The organism is Streptococcus sp. 27098_8_51, from assembly GCF_041432205.1.
GTDB lineage: Bacteria > Bacillota > Bacilli > Lactobacillales > Streptococcaceae > Streptococcus.
Genome location: NZ_JAPVZE010000015.1, coordinates 23,350 through 38,443 on the forward strand (window position 1 = coordinate 23,350; position 15,094 = coordinate 38,443).

Annotated in this window: 17 protein-coding genes; 10 read left to right on the top strand and 7 right to left on the bottom strand. The window is 38.5% G+C overall.

What is annotated here, in order from left to right; all coding sequences use genetic code 11:
• Positions 1-130: 130 nt before the first annotated feature.
• Together O3622_RS08620 and O3622_RS08625 are read right to left on the bottom strand one after the other, a co-directional pair.
• Positions 131-871 (bottom strand): amino acid ABC transporter ATP-binding protein, encoded by a 741-nt coding sequence (locus O3622_RS08620; protein ID WP_001096337.1) that lies wholly within the window; start codon positions 869-871, stop codon positions 131-133.
• Positions 871-3,036: an ABC transporter substrate-binding protein/permease gene (locus tag O3622_RS08625; protein WP_000726959.1), complete on the bottom strand. Its 2,166-nt coding sequence runs from the start codon at positions 3,034-3,036 to the stop codon at positions 871-873. The genes O3622_RS08620 and O3622_RS08625 overlap by 1 nt, the downstream gene beginning before the upstream one ends.
• Positions 3,037-3,216: 180 nt before the next feature.
• Here O3622_RS08625 and uvrB point away from each other — a divergent pair, with 180 nt between their 5' ends.
• From uvrB to O3622_RS08660, 7 genes are all read left to right on the top strand, one after another.
• On the top strand, positions 3,217-5,205 hold the full coding sequence (gene uvrB, locus O3622_RS08630) for an excinuclease ABC subunit UvrB (protein WP_216728345.1): 1,989 nt from the start codon (positions 3,217-3,219) through the stop codon (positions 5,203-5,205).
• Positions 5,206-5,213: 8 nt separating this feature from the next.
• Positions 5,214-5,777 (top strand): GNAT family N-acetyltransferase, encoded by a 564-nt coding sequence (locus O3622_RS08635; protein ID WP_049490666.1) that lies wholly within the window; start codon positions 5,214-5,216, stop codon positions 5,775-5,777.
• Entirely contained in the window at positions 5,743-6,246 is a 504-nt protein-coding gene (locus O3622_RS08640; protein WP_049490665.1) for a GNAT family N-acetyltransferase, read from the top strand. Before O3622_RS08635 ends, O3622_RS08640 begins: the two co-directional genes overlap by 35 nt.
• An 88-nt stretch (positions 6,247-6,334) precedes the next feature.
• Positions 6,335-6,838, top strand: a complete 504-nt coding sequence (locus O3622_RS08645) for a hypothetical protein (RefSeq protein ID WP_371607351.1) — start codon at positions 6,335-6,337, stop codon at positions 6,836-6,838.
• A 495-nt stretch (positions 6,839-7,333) separates the two neighbouring features.
• Positions 7,334-7,891 (top strand): hypothetical protein, encoded by a 558-nt coding sequence (locus tag O3622_RS08650; protein WP_371607352.1) that lies wholly within the window; start codon positions 7,334-7,336, stop codon positions 7,889-7,891.
• Positions 7,869-8,312 carry a hypothetical protein gene (locus tag O3622_RS08655; protein ID WP_371607353.1) on the top strand — a complete coding sequence of 148 codons (444 nt, stop codon included), beginning with the start codon at positions 7,869-7,871 and terminating at the stop codon, positions 8,310-8,312. The genes O3622_RS08650 and O3622_RS08655 overlap by 23 nt, the downstream gene beginning before the upstream one ends.
• Before the next feature lie 23 nt (positions 8,313-8,335).
• Positions 8,336-8,803: an 8-oxo-dGTP diphosphatase gene (locus O3622_RS08660; RefSeq protein ID WP_371607354.1), complete on the top strand. Its 468-nt coding sequence runs from the start codon at positions 8,336-8,338 to the stop codon at positions 8,801-8,803.
• On the opposite strand, the gene O3622_RS08665 is transcribed toward O3622_RS08660, so the two are convergent.
• Both O3622_RS08665 and O3622_RS08670 read right to left on the bottom strand, forming a co-directional pair.
• Positions 8,800-9,315 carry a transcription repressor NadR gene (locus tag O3622_RS08665; RefSeq protein ID WP_049478201.1) on the bottom strand — a complete coding sequence of 172 codons (516 nt, stop codon included), beginning with the start codon at positions 9,313-9,315 and terminating at the stop codon, positions 8,800-8,802. The genes O3622_RS08660 and O3622_RS08665 overlap by 4 nt on opposite strands.
• A gap of 11 nt (positions 9,316-9,326) precedes the next feature.
• Complete coding sequence (locus O3622_RS08670) at positions 9,327-9,854, bottom strand: ECF transporter S component (RefSeq protein WP_000354645.1); 528 nt, start codon at positions 9,852-9,854, stop codon at positions 9,327-9,329.
• Positions 9,855-9,987: 133 nt separating this feature from the next.
• Here O3622_RS08670 and O3622_RS08675 point away from each other — a divergent pair, with 133 nt between their 5' ends.
• Positions 9,988-10,347: a hypothetical protein gene (locus O3622_RS08675; protein WP_084945181.1), complete on the top strand. Its 360-nt coding sequence runs from the start codon at positions 9,988-9,990 to the stop codon at positions 10,345-10,347.
• A gap of 42 nt (positions 10,348-10,389) precedes the next feature.
• Here the strand turns inward: O3622_RS08675 and O3622_RS08680 are convergent, their stop codons facing one another.
• From O3622_RS08680 to coaB, 3 genes are read right to left on the bottom strand one after another with little or no spacing between them, the layout of a single operon-like run.
• Entirely contained in the window at positions 10,390-10,953 is a 564-nt protein-coding gene (locus O3622_RS08680) for an ECF transporter S component (RefSeq protein ID WP_001042719.1), read from the bottom strand.
• Positions 10,937-11,488: a phosphopantothenoylcysteine decarboxylase gene (gene coaC, locus O3622_RS08685; protein ID WP_371607355.1), complete on the bottom strand. Its 552-nt coding sequence runs from the start codon at positions 11,486-11,488 to the stop codon at positions 10,937-10,939. Before coaC ends, O3622_RS08680 begins: the two co-directional genes overlap by 17 nt.
• Before the next feature lie 11 nt (positions 11,489-11,499).
• Entirely contained in the window at positions 11,500-12,189 is a 690-nt protein-coding gene (coaB, locus tag O3622_RS08690; protein WP_371607356.1) for a phosphopantothenate--cysteine ligase, read from the bottom strand.
• 125 nt (positions 12,190-12,314) lie between these two features.
• On the opposite strand from coaB, the gene O3622_RS08695 reads away from it, so the two are divergent.
• Together O3622_RS08695 and O3622_RS08700 are read left to right on the top strand one after the other, a co-directional pair.
• The gene (locus O3622_RS08695; protein WP_000345295.1) at positions 12,315-13,481 is read left to right on the top strand and encodes a hypothetical protein; all 1,167 of its coding nucleotides are present in this window, start codon (positions 12,315-12,317) and stop codon (positions 13,479-13,481) included.
• Positions 13,474-14,949 (top strand): hypothetical protein, encoded by a 1,476-nt coding sequence (locus O3622_RS08700; protein ID WP_084944553.1) that lies wholly within the window; start codon positions 13,474-13,476, stop codon positions 14,947-14,949. The genes O3622_RS08695 and O3622_RS08700 overlap by 8 nt, the downstream gene beginning before the upstream one ends.
• Positions 14,950-15,094: the final 145 nt, after the last annotated feature.

The window sequence follows — 15,094 nt, forward strand, 5'->3', positions numbered from 1 at the left end:
ATTTTTTCCTAGTTGGACTAGGGATGAGATTTCCTCATTATCATAGTTTTTATTTTATCATAATTTTCAAAAAAAACAAAAAATCCAATACGCAATTAAAAAACTGTAAGGAGAACCTTACAGTTTTGTTTTATACATTTAAGACCTTGTCCAAGAACTCTTTTAGACGAGGGTGTTGCGGGTTGTCAAAGATTTGATCTGGAGTTCCATCTTCTAGGAATTCACCATCAGCCGTAAAGATAACACGGTTAGCCACCTGACGAGCAAATCCCATCTCATGGGTTACGATAATCATGGTCATGCCTTGTTCCGCCAATTCCTTCATAACATTCAGTACATCTCCAACCATTTCAGGGTCCAGAGCGGAAGTTGGCTCATCAAAGAGCATGATATCAGGATTCATGGCAAGTCCACGCGCGATAGCTACACGTTGTTTCTGACCACCTGAAAGGCTATCTGGGTTGGCATTAGCTTTATCTGCTAGTCCAACCTTTTCAAGCAACTCCATCCCCAATTTTTCAGCTTCTTCTTTGGTCATCCGTTTGTGTTCAATAGGTGCAAAAGTGATATTTTCTAGGACTGACATGTGAGGGAAGAGGTTGAAATGTTGGAAGACCATTCCCACGTTTTCACGAACATGGTCGACATTGGTTGATTTTTCAGTCAGATCATAACCATTTACTGTGATGTGGCCACTCGTTACCTCCTCGAGAAGGTTAAGGCTACGGAGGAAGGTGGATTTACCAGAACCGGAAGGACCGATGATACAGACAACATCTCCTTCATAGAACTTAGTAGTAATGCCTTTTAAAACTTCGTTTTTTCCATAATACTTATGCAAATCATTTACATCAATTTTTAGTTTTGCCATTAACGAATCCTCTTTTCTAAGCGTTTCGCTAGTCTAGTCAAAAGCGTGATAATTACAAGATAGAAGATAGCAAGGATTGCATACATCTTGAAACTTTGGTAGTTACGGGCGATGATAATCTTACCAGTTTGGAAAAGTTCCACCAAACCGATAGCAGAAACGATGGTTGTATCTTTAAGAGCAATAACGAATTGGTTGACAAAGTTTGGCAACATCAATTTAGTCGCTTGTGGCAAGATAATCTTACGCATGGTTTTTCCATAAGAGATACCAAGACTGCGGCTGGCCTCCATTTGGCCAACTGGAACAGCTTGAATCCCACCACGAACAATTTCAGCGATATAAGCAGCTGCATTGAGTGAGAGGGCGATAGTACCAGCTACAAAGTCATTGATTGGACTTTGTTGGCCTGTAATGGACTCGATGAAGTTTGGAATACCCCAGAAGATGAAGGCTGCAAGAATCATCAATGGGATACCACGGATAACGTCAACGAAAATCTCAGAGATCAGACGAAGTGATTTGTATGGGCTAACGCTAAACATACCAAAGATAATCCCGATGACAATGGCAATTGCAAATGAGATAAGAGCTAGAGCAAGAGTGATTCCAAGTCCACTAAGGAGTTGTTTGTAGTTGTTTTGAAGCAAGCCCCAGATAGTAGTTTCGTCAACTGTACTTGTAGAGTCAGTTGAAGTTTCGCTAGCTAGATACTTGTCAAGAATCTTTTGGAATTCACCGTTAGCTTTGAGGTTCGCAAGTCCATTATTGAACATCTGGATCAATTCTGGATTTGTTCCTTTTTTAACCGCAAAGGCTGTTTCACCGATTGGAGTTCCAGCGATTGGCGTTTTCAATTTTTGCCCTTGGCTGATAGAATATTTGAGAACTGGCTCATCATCCATCACGGCATCAATAGATCCAGTATTCAGACTGTCATACATAGAAGCGCCATCTGCGAAAGTTTTAATCTTATAGCCGTATTTGCTTTGATTTTCAGTAAGGAACGTTTGAGAAGCAGTTCCGTTTTTAACACCGACAGTTTTATCCTTGAGGTCTTCATAAGAAGCAATTGTGCTTGATTCTTTCACACCGAGAATCGTATTTGCTGTGTAGTATGATTCTGAGAAGTCGAAGGTTTCCTTACGAGCATCTGTTACAGACATACCAGCAATGATACCATCTGCTTGTCCAGCTTGAACAGCACTAATGGCTGCATCAAATCCTGGATTGGTAATCTCAATTTCAAAACCTTGATCTTTGGCAATGGCCTTGATAAGATCCATATCAATACCGGTGTATTGATTGCTTGAATTTTGAAAGACGAATGGGGCGAAAGATGAGTCGCTGGCAATAATATACTTGCTTTTCACAGGAGTAGCTTTTTGTCCAGCAGCAGTAGTTATTGTTGGGCTTGCCGTAGTTTTAGAAGCCGTCCACTTTTGGATGATTTGCTCCAAGCTACCATCCTTCTTCATTTGTGCTAGGGCTTCGTTAAACTCGGTAACCAAGTGTTCATACTTGCTTCCTTTCTTGACACCAAAGGCAAAGCTTCCAACAGCCTCACCATCCATATTGATGCTGAGATCTTGTCCTTGGTTAATCGCATACTCAATAACAGGTTTATCATCCATGATGGCATTTACAGCACCAGCACTTAGACTGTTATTCATCAAATCACCTGTATCAAAGGTTTTAATAGAGAAACCGTATTTATCTTTGATACTTTCGAGGAAACGTTGGGCGGCAGTTCCGTTCTTAACTCCAACTGTTTTTCCGCTAAGTTCCTCATATTTGGTGATTTTATTTGCCTTTGTGGTAGCAATGACAACTTTTGTATCATAATATGTATCAGACATGGTAAAGACATTTTCACGTTCTTTTGTTTTTGTCATACCTGCCATAATAGCATCTGCTTGGCCTGACTGCACCGCATTTACAGCTGCATCAAAGCCAGGATAAGACATTTGGATGTTCCACCCTTTGATTTCTGCGACTTTATTGATAATATCAACATCAATCCCTTTATAGGTTTGATCTGAATCTTTAAACTCAAAAGGTGCGTAAGCTGTATCAGACACAATCTTAACAGTATCAGCTTTTGCCATACCTAGTGAGAAAATGGGAAATAAAATGAGCAAACATGCTAGTATTTTTTTCTTCATTTTTAGTCTCCTTTTTCGAATATTTTCCCATTATATCAGAAAATGAATGAAAAGGCAAATTTTATGAATTTTATGTAAGGAAATATAACATGAAACACTAACTCTTATCAACCTAGAGTAGAGTCTGAAAAGTAAATTTATGGTAAAATAGAAGGATAGAAAAATGCAGATGAGGCAATCATGATAAATCGAATTACAGACAATCAATTTAAACTAGTATCAAAATATGAACCATCAGGAGATCAACCCCAAGCGATTGAGCAGTTGGTCGATAATATCGAGGGCGGAGAAAAAGCACAGATTCTGATGGGCGCGACTGGTACTGGGAAGACTTATACCATGAGTCAGGTCATTTCCAAAGTCAATAAACCAACTTTGGTCATTGCCCACAATAAGACTCTGGCTGGTCAGCTCTATGGAGAATTTAAGGAATTTTTCCCTGAAAATGCTGTTGAGTATTTTGTATCTTACTATGATTATTACCAACCCGAGGCTTATGTCCCTTCGAGCGATACCTATATTGAGAAGGACAGCTCTGTCAATGATGAGATTGACAAGCTCCGTCACTCAGCGACTTCGGCTCTTCTGGAGCGTAACGATGTCATCGTCGTGGCTTCTGTTTCTTGTATCTATGGTTTGGGTTCGCCCAAGGAATATGCTGATAGTGTCGTTAGTCTCCGTCCAGGTCTGGAGATTTCTCGTGATAAACTCTTGAATGACTTGGTGGATATTCAGTTTGAACGCAATGATATTGATTTCCAACGGGGAAGATTTCGCGTTCGCGGGGATGTGGTGGAGATTTTCCCAGCTTCTCGTGATGAACACGCTTTTCGAGTTGAGTTTTTCGGGGATGAGATTGACCGTATCCGCGAGGTTGAGGCTTTGACAGGTCAGGTATTGGGCGAAGTGGATCATTTGGCGATTTTCCCTGCCACTCACTTTGTGACCAATGACGACCATATGGAAGTTGCGATTGCAAAAATTCAAGCAGAATTAGAAGAGCAGTTAGCTGTCTTTGAGAAGGAAGGTAAACTGCTAGAGGCCCAGCGTTTGAAACAGCGGACAGAGTATGATATTGAGATGTTACGTGAGATGGGTTATACAAATGGGGTTGAGAACTACTCACGCCACATGGATGGTCGTAGTGAAGGAGAGCCTCCTTATACGCTTCTCGACTTTTTCCCTGATGATTTCTTGATCATGATTGATGAAAGTCACATGACCATGGGGCAAATCAAGGGAATGTATAATGGAGACCGTTCTCGTAAGGAAATGCTAGTTAATTATGGTTTCCGTTTGCCGTCTGCCTTGGACAATCGCCCTCTCCGTCGTGAGGAGTTTGAGAGTCACGTTCATCAGATTGTATATGTTTCAGCGACACCAGGTGACTATGAAAATGAACAGACCGAGACAGTGATTGAGCAAATCATTCGTCCGACAGGACTTCTAGACCCAGAGGTGGAAGTCCGTCCGACTATGGGACAGATTGATGACCTCCTAGGTGAAATCAATGCCCGTGTTGAAAAGAATGAACGAACCTTTATCACAACCTTGACTAAGAAGATGGCAGAAGACTTGACTGACTACTTCAAAGAAATGGGCATCAAGGTCAAGTACATGCACTCGGATATCAAGACCTTGGAGCGGACGGAGATTATCCGTGACCTACGCTTGGGTGTCTTTGATGTCTTGGTCGGAATCAACCTGCTCCGCGAAGGGATTGACGTTCCTGAGGTAAGCTTGGTTGCCATTCTCGATGCTGACAAGGAAGGATTCCTCCGTAACGAGCGTGGACTCATCCAGACCATTGGACGTGCCGCCCGTAACAGTGAAGGTCATGTCATCATGTATGCGGATACCATGACTCAGTCTATGCAACGTGCTATCGATGAAACTGCCCGCCGTCGGAAAATCCAGATGGCTTATAATGAAGAGCATGGTATCGTACCTCAAACCATAAAGAAAGAAATCCGTGATCTAATCGCCGTAACCAAGGCAGTTTCCAAAGAAGAGGACAAGGAAGTCGATATCAATAGCCTCAACAAACAAGAACGCAAGGAACTCGTCAAAAAACTCAAAAAACAAATGCAAGAAGCCGTCGAAGTGCTTGACTTTGAACTCGCAGCTCAGATCCGCGATATGATGTTGGAAGTGAAGGCGTTGGATTAGGAAAAAGTATGGTTTATTTAAGAAAACTAATTGAAGAAGATTTGGTGTCTTTGTGGGAAATTGCTTATTCACAATCTAATCCAATTTGGAAGCAGTATGATGCTCCCTATTATGACGATTATCAGCATTTTCCTAATTTTCAAGAATTTAAACTCCAAAAATCAGAATCTACTCTAAACAACTCAAATCGCCTTGGCATTTTTGTTGATGATAAACTAGTTGGGACTGTTTCGCGCTACTGGGTATGTAAACAAACAAGATGGATGGAATTGGGGATTTGTATTTATGATAGCAAGTTTTGGAACTCTGGCATTGGAAAAGCTGCTATGCTACAATGGATAGATCGGACATTTAAGGATTACTTGGAGTTGGAGCATCTTGGTTTGACAACTTGGTCAGGAAATTTTGGTATGATGAAATTGGCTGAGAAATTAAGAATGAAAAAAGAAGCTCATATTCCAAAAGTTCGTTATTATCAAGGTGTTTATTATGATAGTATTAAATACGGCATTTTGAGAGAAGAATGGGAGGAAGCAAATGGTCATCACAGTCAAACAGATGGAAACTCCTGAAGAGATAGAAGGAAAATCTCTCGTTCACTGGCAAACGTGGAGAGAGGCTTATGATGACCTTTTACCTGCAGAATTTCAGGAGACGATGACATTAGAAAGATGTCGATTCTTTAGTCAAAAATATCCAGAAAATACATTGATTGCGATGGATGGCATGAAGGTAGTTGGTTTTATCAGTTATGGAAACTTTCGTGATGTGGCTATTCAAGCTGGAGAAATTATTGCCTTATATGTTTTAAAAGACTATTATGGAAAAGGTATTGCTCAGAAGTTAATGAAGAAAGCTCTGACGACTCTTGAACAGTTCTCTGAAATATTCTTATGGGTATTAAAAGAGAATAAGCGAGCCATTGCTTTTTATCAAAAAATGGGTTTTACTTTTGATGGTCAAGAAAAAATACTTGAACTTGGAAAACCGATCACTGAAATTAGAATGGTATATAAGAAATCATCAAAATTTGAGAGTTAAATGCAAGGACAGTTGTGATTTGTTTTCAGATTGCAAAATCAACAAATGATTACGTTTTAAAATATATTTTAAATAGAGGGAAGTTATTATGAATTTGAAAGAGACGAAGTATGAGAAGTCATCGGGGTTAGATTCTGTTCGTTTTTGGTTACAAGGGCATCGATTTGTCAAATTTATGCTTGATATTATCTTTTATATCATCTTGTTCCTAGTTATAGAATTTACAACATCACAGAACAAAAGCATTCCAGCTGATTTTCGGTACAGAGAACTCTTGTTTCCCTTGCAATTGAATCTTTTTATCTTGGGGAATAGGTTCTATGCTCTCTTTTTGTCAGTGAAAACTAAAAAAGAAAGGACCCTTAAAAGATTTTGTGAACCCTTTATTTATATCAATATCGTTAGCTTTATTTTTCAACTGATTGGTGTGAGAAAAAGAGGAAGAGTTGTTCTGTCACCTTTGTTTTCACTGGAGTCATCCTATATCTGGTTTCCTATTGTCGTCTATCTTCTAGTCTTGATGTTAACTTTGGCAATCTTCTTTCTCTCTAAAGGTTCAAAAAAAGGAGTAGATGAAAATGAAGATGAGTAGGCAAATGAAGTACAAGACAAAAGAAAAGTCTTCTTGGACTAAGAGGATTTTTCTTTGGCTGGAAAGGCACAGAAGGATTGGTCAACTTTTGGATACGAGTGTATTATTTGGATCTATGTTTGTATCATTTCTTGCCGCCTCTTACATTAGTTACCCATTACCGAACATGAACTATCTTTCCCCCTTAAGCTTCAATCTTATCCTTCTGATCTTATCAACCTATTTCCTTGTCTTTCGTTTTAGTAGTGATAAACTTCAGAAATGGCGTTACTTTTCATGGGGATTTATTGGGTTTAATGGTCTTCTTTTTCCCCTTCATCTCTTGGTAGGTCTGAATTGGCTAGGACGTCGTAAGTCAACGAATTTCCCTCCCATAATTTCTATGGATCCAGCATATGTCTGGGTCCCTATTGTAAGTTATCTCTTTTTCTTTTTCTTGGGGCTGGGCATTCTGCTTTTGATTATACGGATAGAAAAGAGAAGAAGGAGGCGTAAATGGAACGAAAGATTAAGAGAAAAAAGAAGGTCAAACAACAGGACAGAAAAATGAGAAAAATCCAGAAAAAGTATTCTTTGATAGCTCACGTCCAATTGTGGCTGGAAAGACATTCAAAGATTGCTTCTTTTATGGATGGTGGTATAATATTATTATCTATTTTTGGTATCATGTATGTGTTGTTCGGGACGTCACTAATCCCGAAACCATATCAAGAAATGTCCTATGTCTTGCCAATTATTATGAATTTTGTCTTTTTGGTGCACACACTCTATCAAGGTATTTTTAGAGATGGTTTTAGCAATAAGGCTTCAGTACAAGGATTTTTAAAAACTTTTCTATTCATAAACGGACCTATTTTTCTCCTCCACTTACTTGTTGGGGTGAAAGGGAGAAATGTTAAAAAAATTCCTTCCTTACTATCTGTTGATTATCGCTACATCTGGCTTCCAATTGCTACCTATCTAATCTTTTTCATCATTCCAGCGATATTGATGGTGATTTTGAAATATAATGATAAAAAGAGGAATAATCATGACAAAAGAAAATCTAACTAAGTTAATTTCGTTTAAGACACTTTATTTGGCTTTGCTAGCTTTTGTGATCCTTCATTTGATCTTGTTGGTTTTTGGCCTATCTTTTACGCCGATTTTGTGGAATAGTTGGTTTTTCGTTCTTTGTTTAGCCTTCTTAATCCATCCATGGAGAATCTTTTATAGAATAAGAGATTTTCAATGGTATCACCTTATTTTTCAAATATTTAGTGGATTGGTGACATTTTACCTTTGGTTTGCAGCATTCTTTGTTTTATCAGTTATCTCGGATCCAGCCGTCCCTATCAATATAGACTATCACATACAAGATAAGGAAATCATCATTGCTAGAGGTTTTTTGGCCCGTACTACTTATGAACATCATGAATTGATCAATCCCTTTATCATGAAGGCAGAAGTAAAATACAACGAAGATACATTTTAATAACTTAGAAAGCGAGTAAATCTATGTCCCGTGCCCAAGCAACTATTTTAACCAACATCTGTCTGATTGAAGACCTCGAAACCCAGCGAGTAGTCATGCAGTATCGTTCACCCGAAAACAATCGCTGGTCTGGCTATGCCTTTCCAGGAGGACATGTTGAGAATGGCGAGGCCTTTGCCGAGTCTGTCATTCGTGAGATTTATGAAGAAACCGGTCTAACGATTCAGAATCCCCAACTGGTTGGTATTAAAAATTGGCCCTTAGATACAGGTGGGCGCTACATCGTTGTTTGTTATAAGGCGACAGAGTTTACTGGAAGTCTCCAATCCTCAGAAGAAGGGGAAGTAACTTGGGTGCAAAAAGACCAGATTCCAAATTTGGATCTGGCCTATGATATGTTGCCTTTGATGGAAATGATGGAAGCACCTGACAAGTCTGAGTTCTTCTATCGCCACCGTACAGAGGACGGCTGGGAGAAAGAAATTTTCTAGTCTTTTACCAAATAACCTAACTGATCCAAGGCCTCCTCGATATAGTGGAGGTCTTGTTGTGTTTCGGCTTCAACAAGGTGGTAATGGATGCCGTCTGTCAATTCAGAAAGGGGTCTAAAGTCTGAATTCTCAACTTGTTCCAGAAAGTGCTGGACATCTCGGCGGCAAGTGAGTTTGACTAGGGTTTCAATTTCGCCATAAACGGGATGATCGATTAAGATATTTTGAACGCGTCCGCCATTATCTACAATAGCTAGTAGTTCCTGACCGATTTCTTCCAATTCATGTTTCACTTTAAAGAGTTTGTGCACGTAGGGGCTAGAATCATTTTCTTTGTAGATATAGCCACGATTGGTGGATAGGATAGGAGCCCCATCTGCTCGGAGAATAGCGATGTCCTGTACAATGACCTGACGCGTAACATGAAAGTGTTCAGCCAAGGTTTGACCATTGAGAGCTTTTGGCGCCTCTTTTAAGAGTTTGAGAAGAGCTTGTTTGCGATCCTTTGTCATAGTTTTTCCTTTTAGCGACGTTTTCGAAGCACTTTATAGACAGCTAGTGCTAATGTATAGTCTACCATACTATGAACGATTGTGCCAAAACCAACTAGGACAAAGAGAACATAAAACATATTTTCAACATTTGTCCCTGAAGTAGCATAGAAGATGATACAAGCTATTACTTCAGCGATAGCATGAACAACACCCAAAACAAAGTTAAAAATCCAAGATGTCTTTGGTTTATCCAAGGTTTCAGGGAATTTCTTTAAGTACAAAGCCCCCAAAGTACCAAAAACGATGTGAGAGAAGGCACGAAGTACAATAACAGGCGGATAACCTGCCATCAGGAAACCAAGACTAGAAGCAATAATCACAAAAGCAGCCATCAAAGGTGAAAGAAACATGGCAATAAAGATGGGGATATGACTTCCCAAAGTGTAAGAAGCCGGTGGGATAACGATTTTAAAAGGCATAATGATTGGAATCAAAATCGCTATTGCAGTGAGTAGGGCAGTCATAGTCATAAACTGCGTTTTTTTCCGTATATCCATAAGAACCTCCATTTATCTGTATATACACAAGTATAGTACAATAAATAGTTAGCCAAGTCAAGGTTCAATATTGATTTTTAAGACATATTTGGTTAAAATGTGGTAAAGAATTTTTGATTTAGGAGAGGATGTCATGATACTTGTTGTTTATCTAGTTGTGGTAATCGTGATGATGTCAAAGCAGAGAAAAGAAGGGAAAGTAGTCTCAGGTTGGACTCGTTTCATAGTTTATAGTTTATTGGTCCTGTCGCTACTCTCCCTATTAGCAAGCAGTCTGGCTGTTTCACTCTTTAGCCTTCCTTTATTAGGTTTTCTTTTGATGGCAGCAATACTGGAAATTGCCTATTTCGTCAGATTGGTGATTGCATTTGGTTTGGTTTTACTATCTCTAACCCTATATTTGGATAGTCAGAAAAGTCAGCAACCTACACCTCTTTCGTATCAGCTCCTGCGTTTTGGCTTTCACATTCTATTGATGTTTCTCATGTTTTAAATGCTAAAACTCCACTTTCAGGATGAAAGTGGAGTTGTTTATTTATTTCTTCAAGGTTTCGAGACGGGGAACAATTGCTACTGTTAGAACGGCAGAAATGACAAGCTCGGCAATTGAGTTTGTAGAAATAACGGTTGCCAGGAGTTTTTGAATATTGCCGTCGAAGACATTTCCAAAAAGGAAGAAGATTCCCCCAAGGACAAAGACGGTGTTGGTAAGGGAACCGAGAGCACCAGCTAGGATTAGCCCAGTTTTATTTTTCATCAGTTTATAGACCAAGTAAGGTGTCAGACCGATCAAAATGCGAGGGACAATAGCGATAATCGCAGAGTAGATGTTTCCGTTCGGTACGAATGGTGAGAAAAGGTAGCTGGTTGGTAGAATCGTAATCGTATTTACCGTTAAGCTTAGCAGTCCCATCAAAAAACCAAGTGTAACTCCAACGCGAGGACCATAGATGATACTAGCAATAATGACTGGAATATGAACGATAGTTGGTTTAATTGGAAATGGGAAAAGATTAAATAGGAGAGAGCTCAAAAAGTGGATAACGAGCATAACTGCAAAAAAGATAGCAATGGGTGCAATGTTAGAGCGTTTGTTCATCGAGGGTTTCCTTTATTCTTTCTAATATAGTATTCAGGTCAGCTAGGGCGCCTTTGCCGTGATCGCCACAGGCTAGTAGAGATTCTTTTGGAGAGATAATCTGATAACCATAGGTCACTAATATTTTTAGATTAGCCTGAGTTGCCGGATGGTCATACATCTTTGTATTCATGGCTGGTGCGACTAACTTTTTGATGTGGTTTGGCAGGGCAAGCGCTGTGCTTGTCACCATGTTGTCAGCAAATCCGTGTGCTAGTTTGGCAATAGTATTAGCAGTAGCAGGAACAACAATAAAAAGGTCAGTCTTTTTGCCTAGTTCGATATGATTGACTTGATCAGGATAGGGTTCCTGTATGACATCAAGGTGAACTGGATTCTGTGAGAGTACCTGTAGTGTCAACGGTTGGATAAACTCTCTCGCTGCCTCAGTCATTAGGACAGTAACATCATGGCCTTGTTTTTTCAAGGAACTGACTAGGTCAGCTGATTTATAGGAGGCAATGGAACCTGTCACTGCGATGAGAATATTTGCCATGGCTTTCCTTTCTATGAATCGTATGCTTGAATTTTTTCAAGCAGGAGGTTTGCTATTTCCTCTTTGGTTTGAACGGTTTGGAGTTGCTCTTTCTCAACAAAGATTGCTTGATGCTGGTTTGCTGAAATTTGAGTCAGGTCATTTGCAATGATCAAGTCTGCTTGGTTCTTGATAAGACTCTTTCGTGCGATCTCGATGAGATAATCTTCAGAGACGTCAACCAGCAGTTTAAAGCCAATCAGATGAATGGCAGGGTTCCATTCTTTGACCAAAGAGATGATTTTGGGTGTTTTTTTCAGGAATAAGACCTGAACCTCATCAGTTGAAGAAATCTTAGCTTGATGATTCTGCTTGTTTAAGAATTCTTCCAAATTGGAGCTAGCCTGAACTTCCTCAAGCCCCGTCATATAGACAGGAGTGTAGTCAGACACGGCCATTGAATGAATCAAGACTTGATAATTTTGAACACATTCTTGCATCTCAACTAGAAGGTCGTTGGTATTGTTAATTTCTCGAATGCTTAGGTTGGGATGAGCTTCTGGCTTCAGAGCTCGTTTTGTCGTTATCAAACAAACTTCATGCCCCGCAGCAAGCAAGGTTTCTGTGATGATTTTCCCCAAGCGTCCTGTAGAATGGTTAGTAATAGAGCGGACACTATCAATTGCTTCACTTGTGCCGCCTGACGTAACTAAAATTTTCATAGGACTATTGTACACAAAAATGATATGCAAGTCAAAGAAAGCATTTAAAAGAAAAATATATTATTATTGACATTTATAGTAATAAATAAGATAATGAATCTAAGTAAATTAATAGGGGTATTATTATGGATTTTTTTAAATTTGCAGACAACATTGCAAAGGAAGCTGGTAAAGTACTGAATGATGTCGGTTCTGCTACTAGCGAAGCTTTAAATGAAGCGAGTAAATTTACTGGAGAAGTTATTACTGAATCTGTAAAAACTATAGGTGAAGTATCAAGCCAAGTTGGTAATGTTGTCTCAGATGTCTCAGTGAAAGCTGTTGGAGTTGCCGGAGATGTAGCACATCAGATAACAAATGTGACTTCTGAAACATTTAACGAAGCTGGGAAAATAGCGAATAATACAAAAGAACAAATTGAATCGGTAGACCTTTTTAATTCTAAACTAAGACAAGAAGCTGTTGATGGATATAATGAAGCTATTAGTTGTTATAATGAGGAAGCGGATAGCTTGGCTAATAAATCAATAGAGCTTTATCAAGTTAGGGACAAAGCTATCAAAGTTGTAAAAATTGTTGAAGAAAGAATTAACAAACTAGCAAATAAACCAAAAGAGTTTGAAACAAAATTAGAAGCAATTGATGTTGAAATTCAGAATTTTGAAGATAAGCAAATTGCTATTTCACAGTCAATTAAGGAAGCTGAATTAGCAAGTGGTAGCACAGCGGCTACGGCTTCACTTAGCGCATTAGGAGTAACAGTTGCAACTTTAGGGCCTACTGCCGCTATGGGTGTTGCAACTACATTTGGTGTTGCATCAACAGGTACTGCAATTTCAAGTTTGACAGGTGCTGCAGCAAATAGCGCCGCTCTGGCTTGGTTAGGTGGTGGAAGTGTAGCAGCTGGTGGCGGTGGAGTGGCAGCCGGTAACGCATTTTTGGCATTGGCTGGTCCTGTCGGTTGGGGAATTGCAGGCGCTATGTTGACCGCTTCTGTTGGGGCGGGTGTAGTAGCTAATAGGAAAAATGAAGAAGTTGCAAAAGAGGCTATAGAGGAACAGAAAAAGGTAGAATTGTTGGCTAGACAACTTAAAGAAAAAGTAATAGAAGTTACGGAATTAATAGAACTAACTGAAAAACAAACAGAAGGAATTTATTTAGCCAATTTATCTTTAACTGGAATGGACTATAGCTTATTTACTGATGACGAAAAATATCAAGCAGGTGCTTTAGTGAATTCAACTCTATCATTGACTGCTATGGTAAATAAGGAAATTAGAATAAATGAGTAACCAGATTTTTAATCAAGCTTTTAACCAAGGTATTGGTGCATATGTCAATTGTTTAAATAACTTGAGAATTCAAGATTTACATAATGCTATGAAAATCATAGAGGATGAAGCACGCAGAGTCATCTTAAACAAGGACAATGCCTCAAAGATTTTAAACTATACGAGAGACAATATTGAAGACGTTATTTTAAAGAAGCGTGGAGGAGATTATGGTGGTCATGGCTTTATCGCTGAATTTGCAGAAGCAGGGATTGTAAATGCGAGGAGAGCCATTGAAGGGTTAAATCCTATTGTCGAAGTATTGAATGATAATGGACCAGCCGATTTATTAATTGGTAGAAATACCATTCAAATGAAGTTTTATGGTAATTTACGTGATGAACTAGCTCAATCGTTTCATTACAGTTCAAAAATGAAAATGATGTTTCCAAAAGATCACGTTCAAGTATTTGAAAAAATAATGGCTGGAGCAAAAGAAGTTGAATTGAATGGCAAGAGATTATCCATTAAACAAATTACGGATATACGCCAAATGATTAATGATATCACTGAAAGCAAGGGACTTACTTCATACAAATATTGGATGAAATCCTCTGCTCTAGATTACAAAGACGCTCAAAAAAATTCAATTCATTCTCTTATAGATTCTGAAGAGAAGAATATTCGTAAAACAGTCAGACTAAAACAACAAGAATTAAATAAAAAAAGATTAGTGACCCAAAAACATGCATTACCAAATTTAAAAGAAGCTAACAAGGTTGCAAGAAACGCAGCTTTTTTACAAGGTGGTTTAGCATTAATGTCGACTGTGTATGGAAAATACATAGAAGGAAAAAGTATCTTTGAATTCGAACAATCCGATTGGTTAGATTGTGGATTGAATTCATTAAAAGGAGTTGCAAGTGGAGCAATATCAGGATATTCAATTTACGGATTAACAAATATTTTGGGTATTAGTGCTCCAAATGCCAGTGCTTTAGTAATGGCTACTTATGGGATGATAGATGTTGTTTTGAGATTCAGATCTTCCGAAATAACTCAAGATGAACTTATGAATCTGTTGACATTAAATGTAATAGATGCTTCCTTTGCTACAATTGGTGCTTGTATTGGTCAGATCATGATTCCAATACCTGTTCTTGGTTCTGTAGTTGGTTCAATATCTACTTCAATAATTTGGGAGATAGGTAAGGGAATATTAAATGAAAGAGAACAAAGGATAATTCAAGATTACAGAGAAAATCTGAATAGTTACATAAAAACTTTAGATGAAAATTATCTTGTCATTTACAACGAAATTATAGAAAAGTATAAAAAATTGGGCGAAATACAAGCATATTCGTTTGATTTGTCAATAAATACTAAACTTAGGTTTGAGTACTCTATTGAGATGGCAGAAAGTTTAGAAATTGAAGATAATAAAATTCTCCATGATTTGTCTGAAATTGATAGTTATTTTCTTTCCTAGATTCCTAGATTATTTTCAAATTCTTTATAGTCTAAAACTATAAAGCCATATAAAATTTTTCAAAGGGCCCTAAAAATCTTGAAATTCAGGATATTTACGAACGTTTAGAGAGTTTTAGAATGTGAAAAATCTTGTTTTGTGTTAT

Excerpts from the sequence above, each read along its gene's own strand:
- O3622_RS08660 (WP_371607354.1), top strand. The coding sequence starts at position 8,336 with ATGTCCCGTGCCCAAGCAACTATTTTAACCAACATCTGTCTGATTGAA.
- O3622_RS08620 (WP_001096337.1), bottom strand. The coding sequence starts at position 871 with ATGGCAAAACTAAAAATTGATGTAAATGATTTGCATAAGTATTATGGA.
- O3622_RS08680 (WP_001042719.1), bottom strand. The coding sequence starts at position 10,953 with ATGAACAAACGCTCTAACATTGCACCCATTGCTATCTTTTTTGCAGTT.
- O3622_RS08655 (WP_371607353.1), top strand. The coding sequence starts at position 7,869 with ATGACAAAAGAAAATCTAACTAAGTTAATTTCGTTTAAGACACTTTAT.
- uvrB (WP_216728345.1), top strand. The coding sequence starts at position 3,217 with ATGATAAATCGAATTACAGACAATCAATTTAAACTAGTATCAAAATAT.
- O3622_RS08645 (WP_371607351.1), top strand. The coding sequence starts at position 6,335 with ATGAATTTGAAAGAGACGAAGTATGAGAAGTCATCGGGGTTAGATTCT.
- O3622_RS08625 (WP_000726959.1), bottom strand. The coding sequence starts at position 3,036 with ATGAAGAAAAAAATACTAGCATGTTTGCTCATTTTATTTCCCATTTTC.
- O3622_RS08640 (WP_049490665.1), top strand. The coding sequence starts at position 5,743 with ATGGTCATCACAGTCAAACAGATGGAAACTCCTGAAGAGATAGAAGGA.
- coaB (WP_371607356.1), bottom strand. The coding sequence starts at position 12,189 with ATGAAAATTTTAGTTACGTCAGGCGGCACAAGTGAAGCAATTGATAGT.
- O3622_RS08665 (WP_049478201.1), bottom strand. The coding sequence starts at position 9,315 with ATGACAAAGGATCGCAAACAAGCTCTTCTCAAACTCTTAAAAGAGGCG.
- O3622_RS08675 (WP_084945181.1), top strand. The coding sequence starts at position 9,988 with ATGATACTTGTTGTTTATCTAGTTGTGGTAATCGTGATGATGTCAAAG.
- O3622_RS08700 (WP_084944553.1), top strand. The coding sequence starts at position 13,474 with ATGAGTAACCAGATTTTTAATCAAGCTTTTAACCAAGGTATTGGTGCA.
- O3622_RS08635 (WP_049490666.1), top strand. The coding sequence starts at position 5,214 with ATGGTTTATTTAAGAAAACTAATTGAAGAAGATTTGGTGTCTTTGTGG.
- O3622_RS08695 (WP_000345295.1), top strand. The coding sequence starts at position 12,315 with ATGGATTTTTTTAAATTTGCAGACAACATTGCAAAGGAAGCTGGTAAA.
- O3622_RS08650 (WP_371607352.1), top strand. The coding sequence starts at position 7,334 with ATGGAACGAAAGATTAAGAGAAAAAAGAAGGTCAAACAACAGGACAGA.
- O3622_RS08670 (WP_000354645.1), bottom strand. The coding sequence starts at position 9,854 with ATGGATATACGGAAAAAAACGCAGTTTATGACTATGACTGCCCTACTC.
- coaC (WP_371607355.1), bottom strand. The coding sequence starts at position 11,488 with ATGGCAAATATTCTCATCGCAGTGACAGGTTCCATTGCCTCCTATAAA.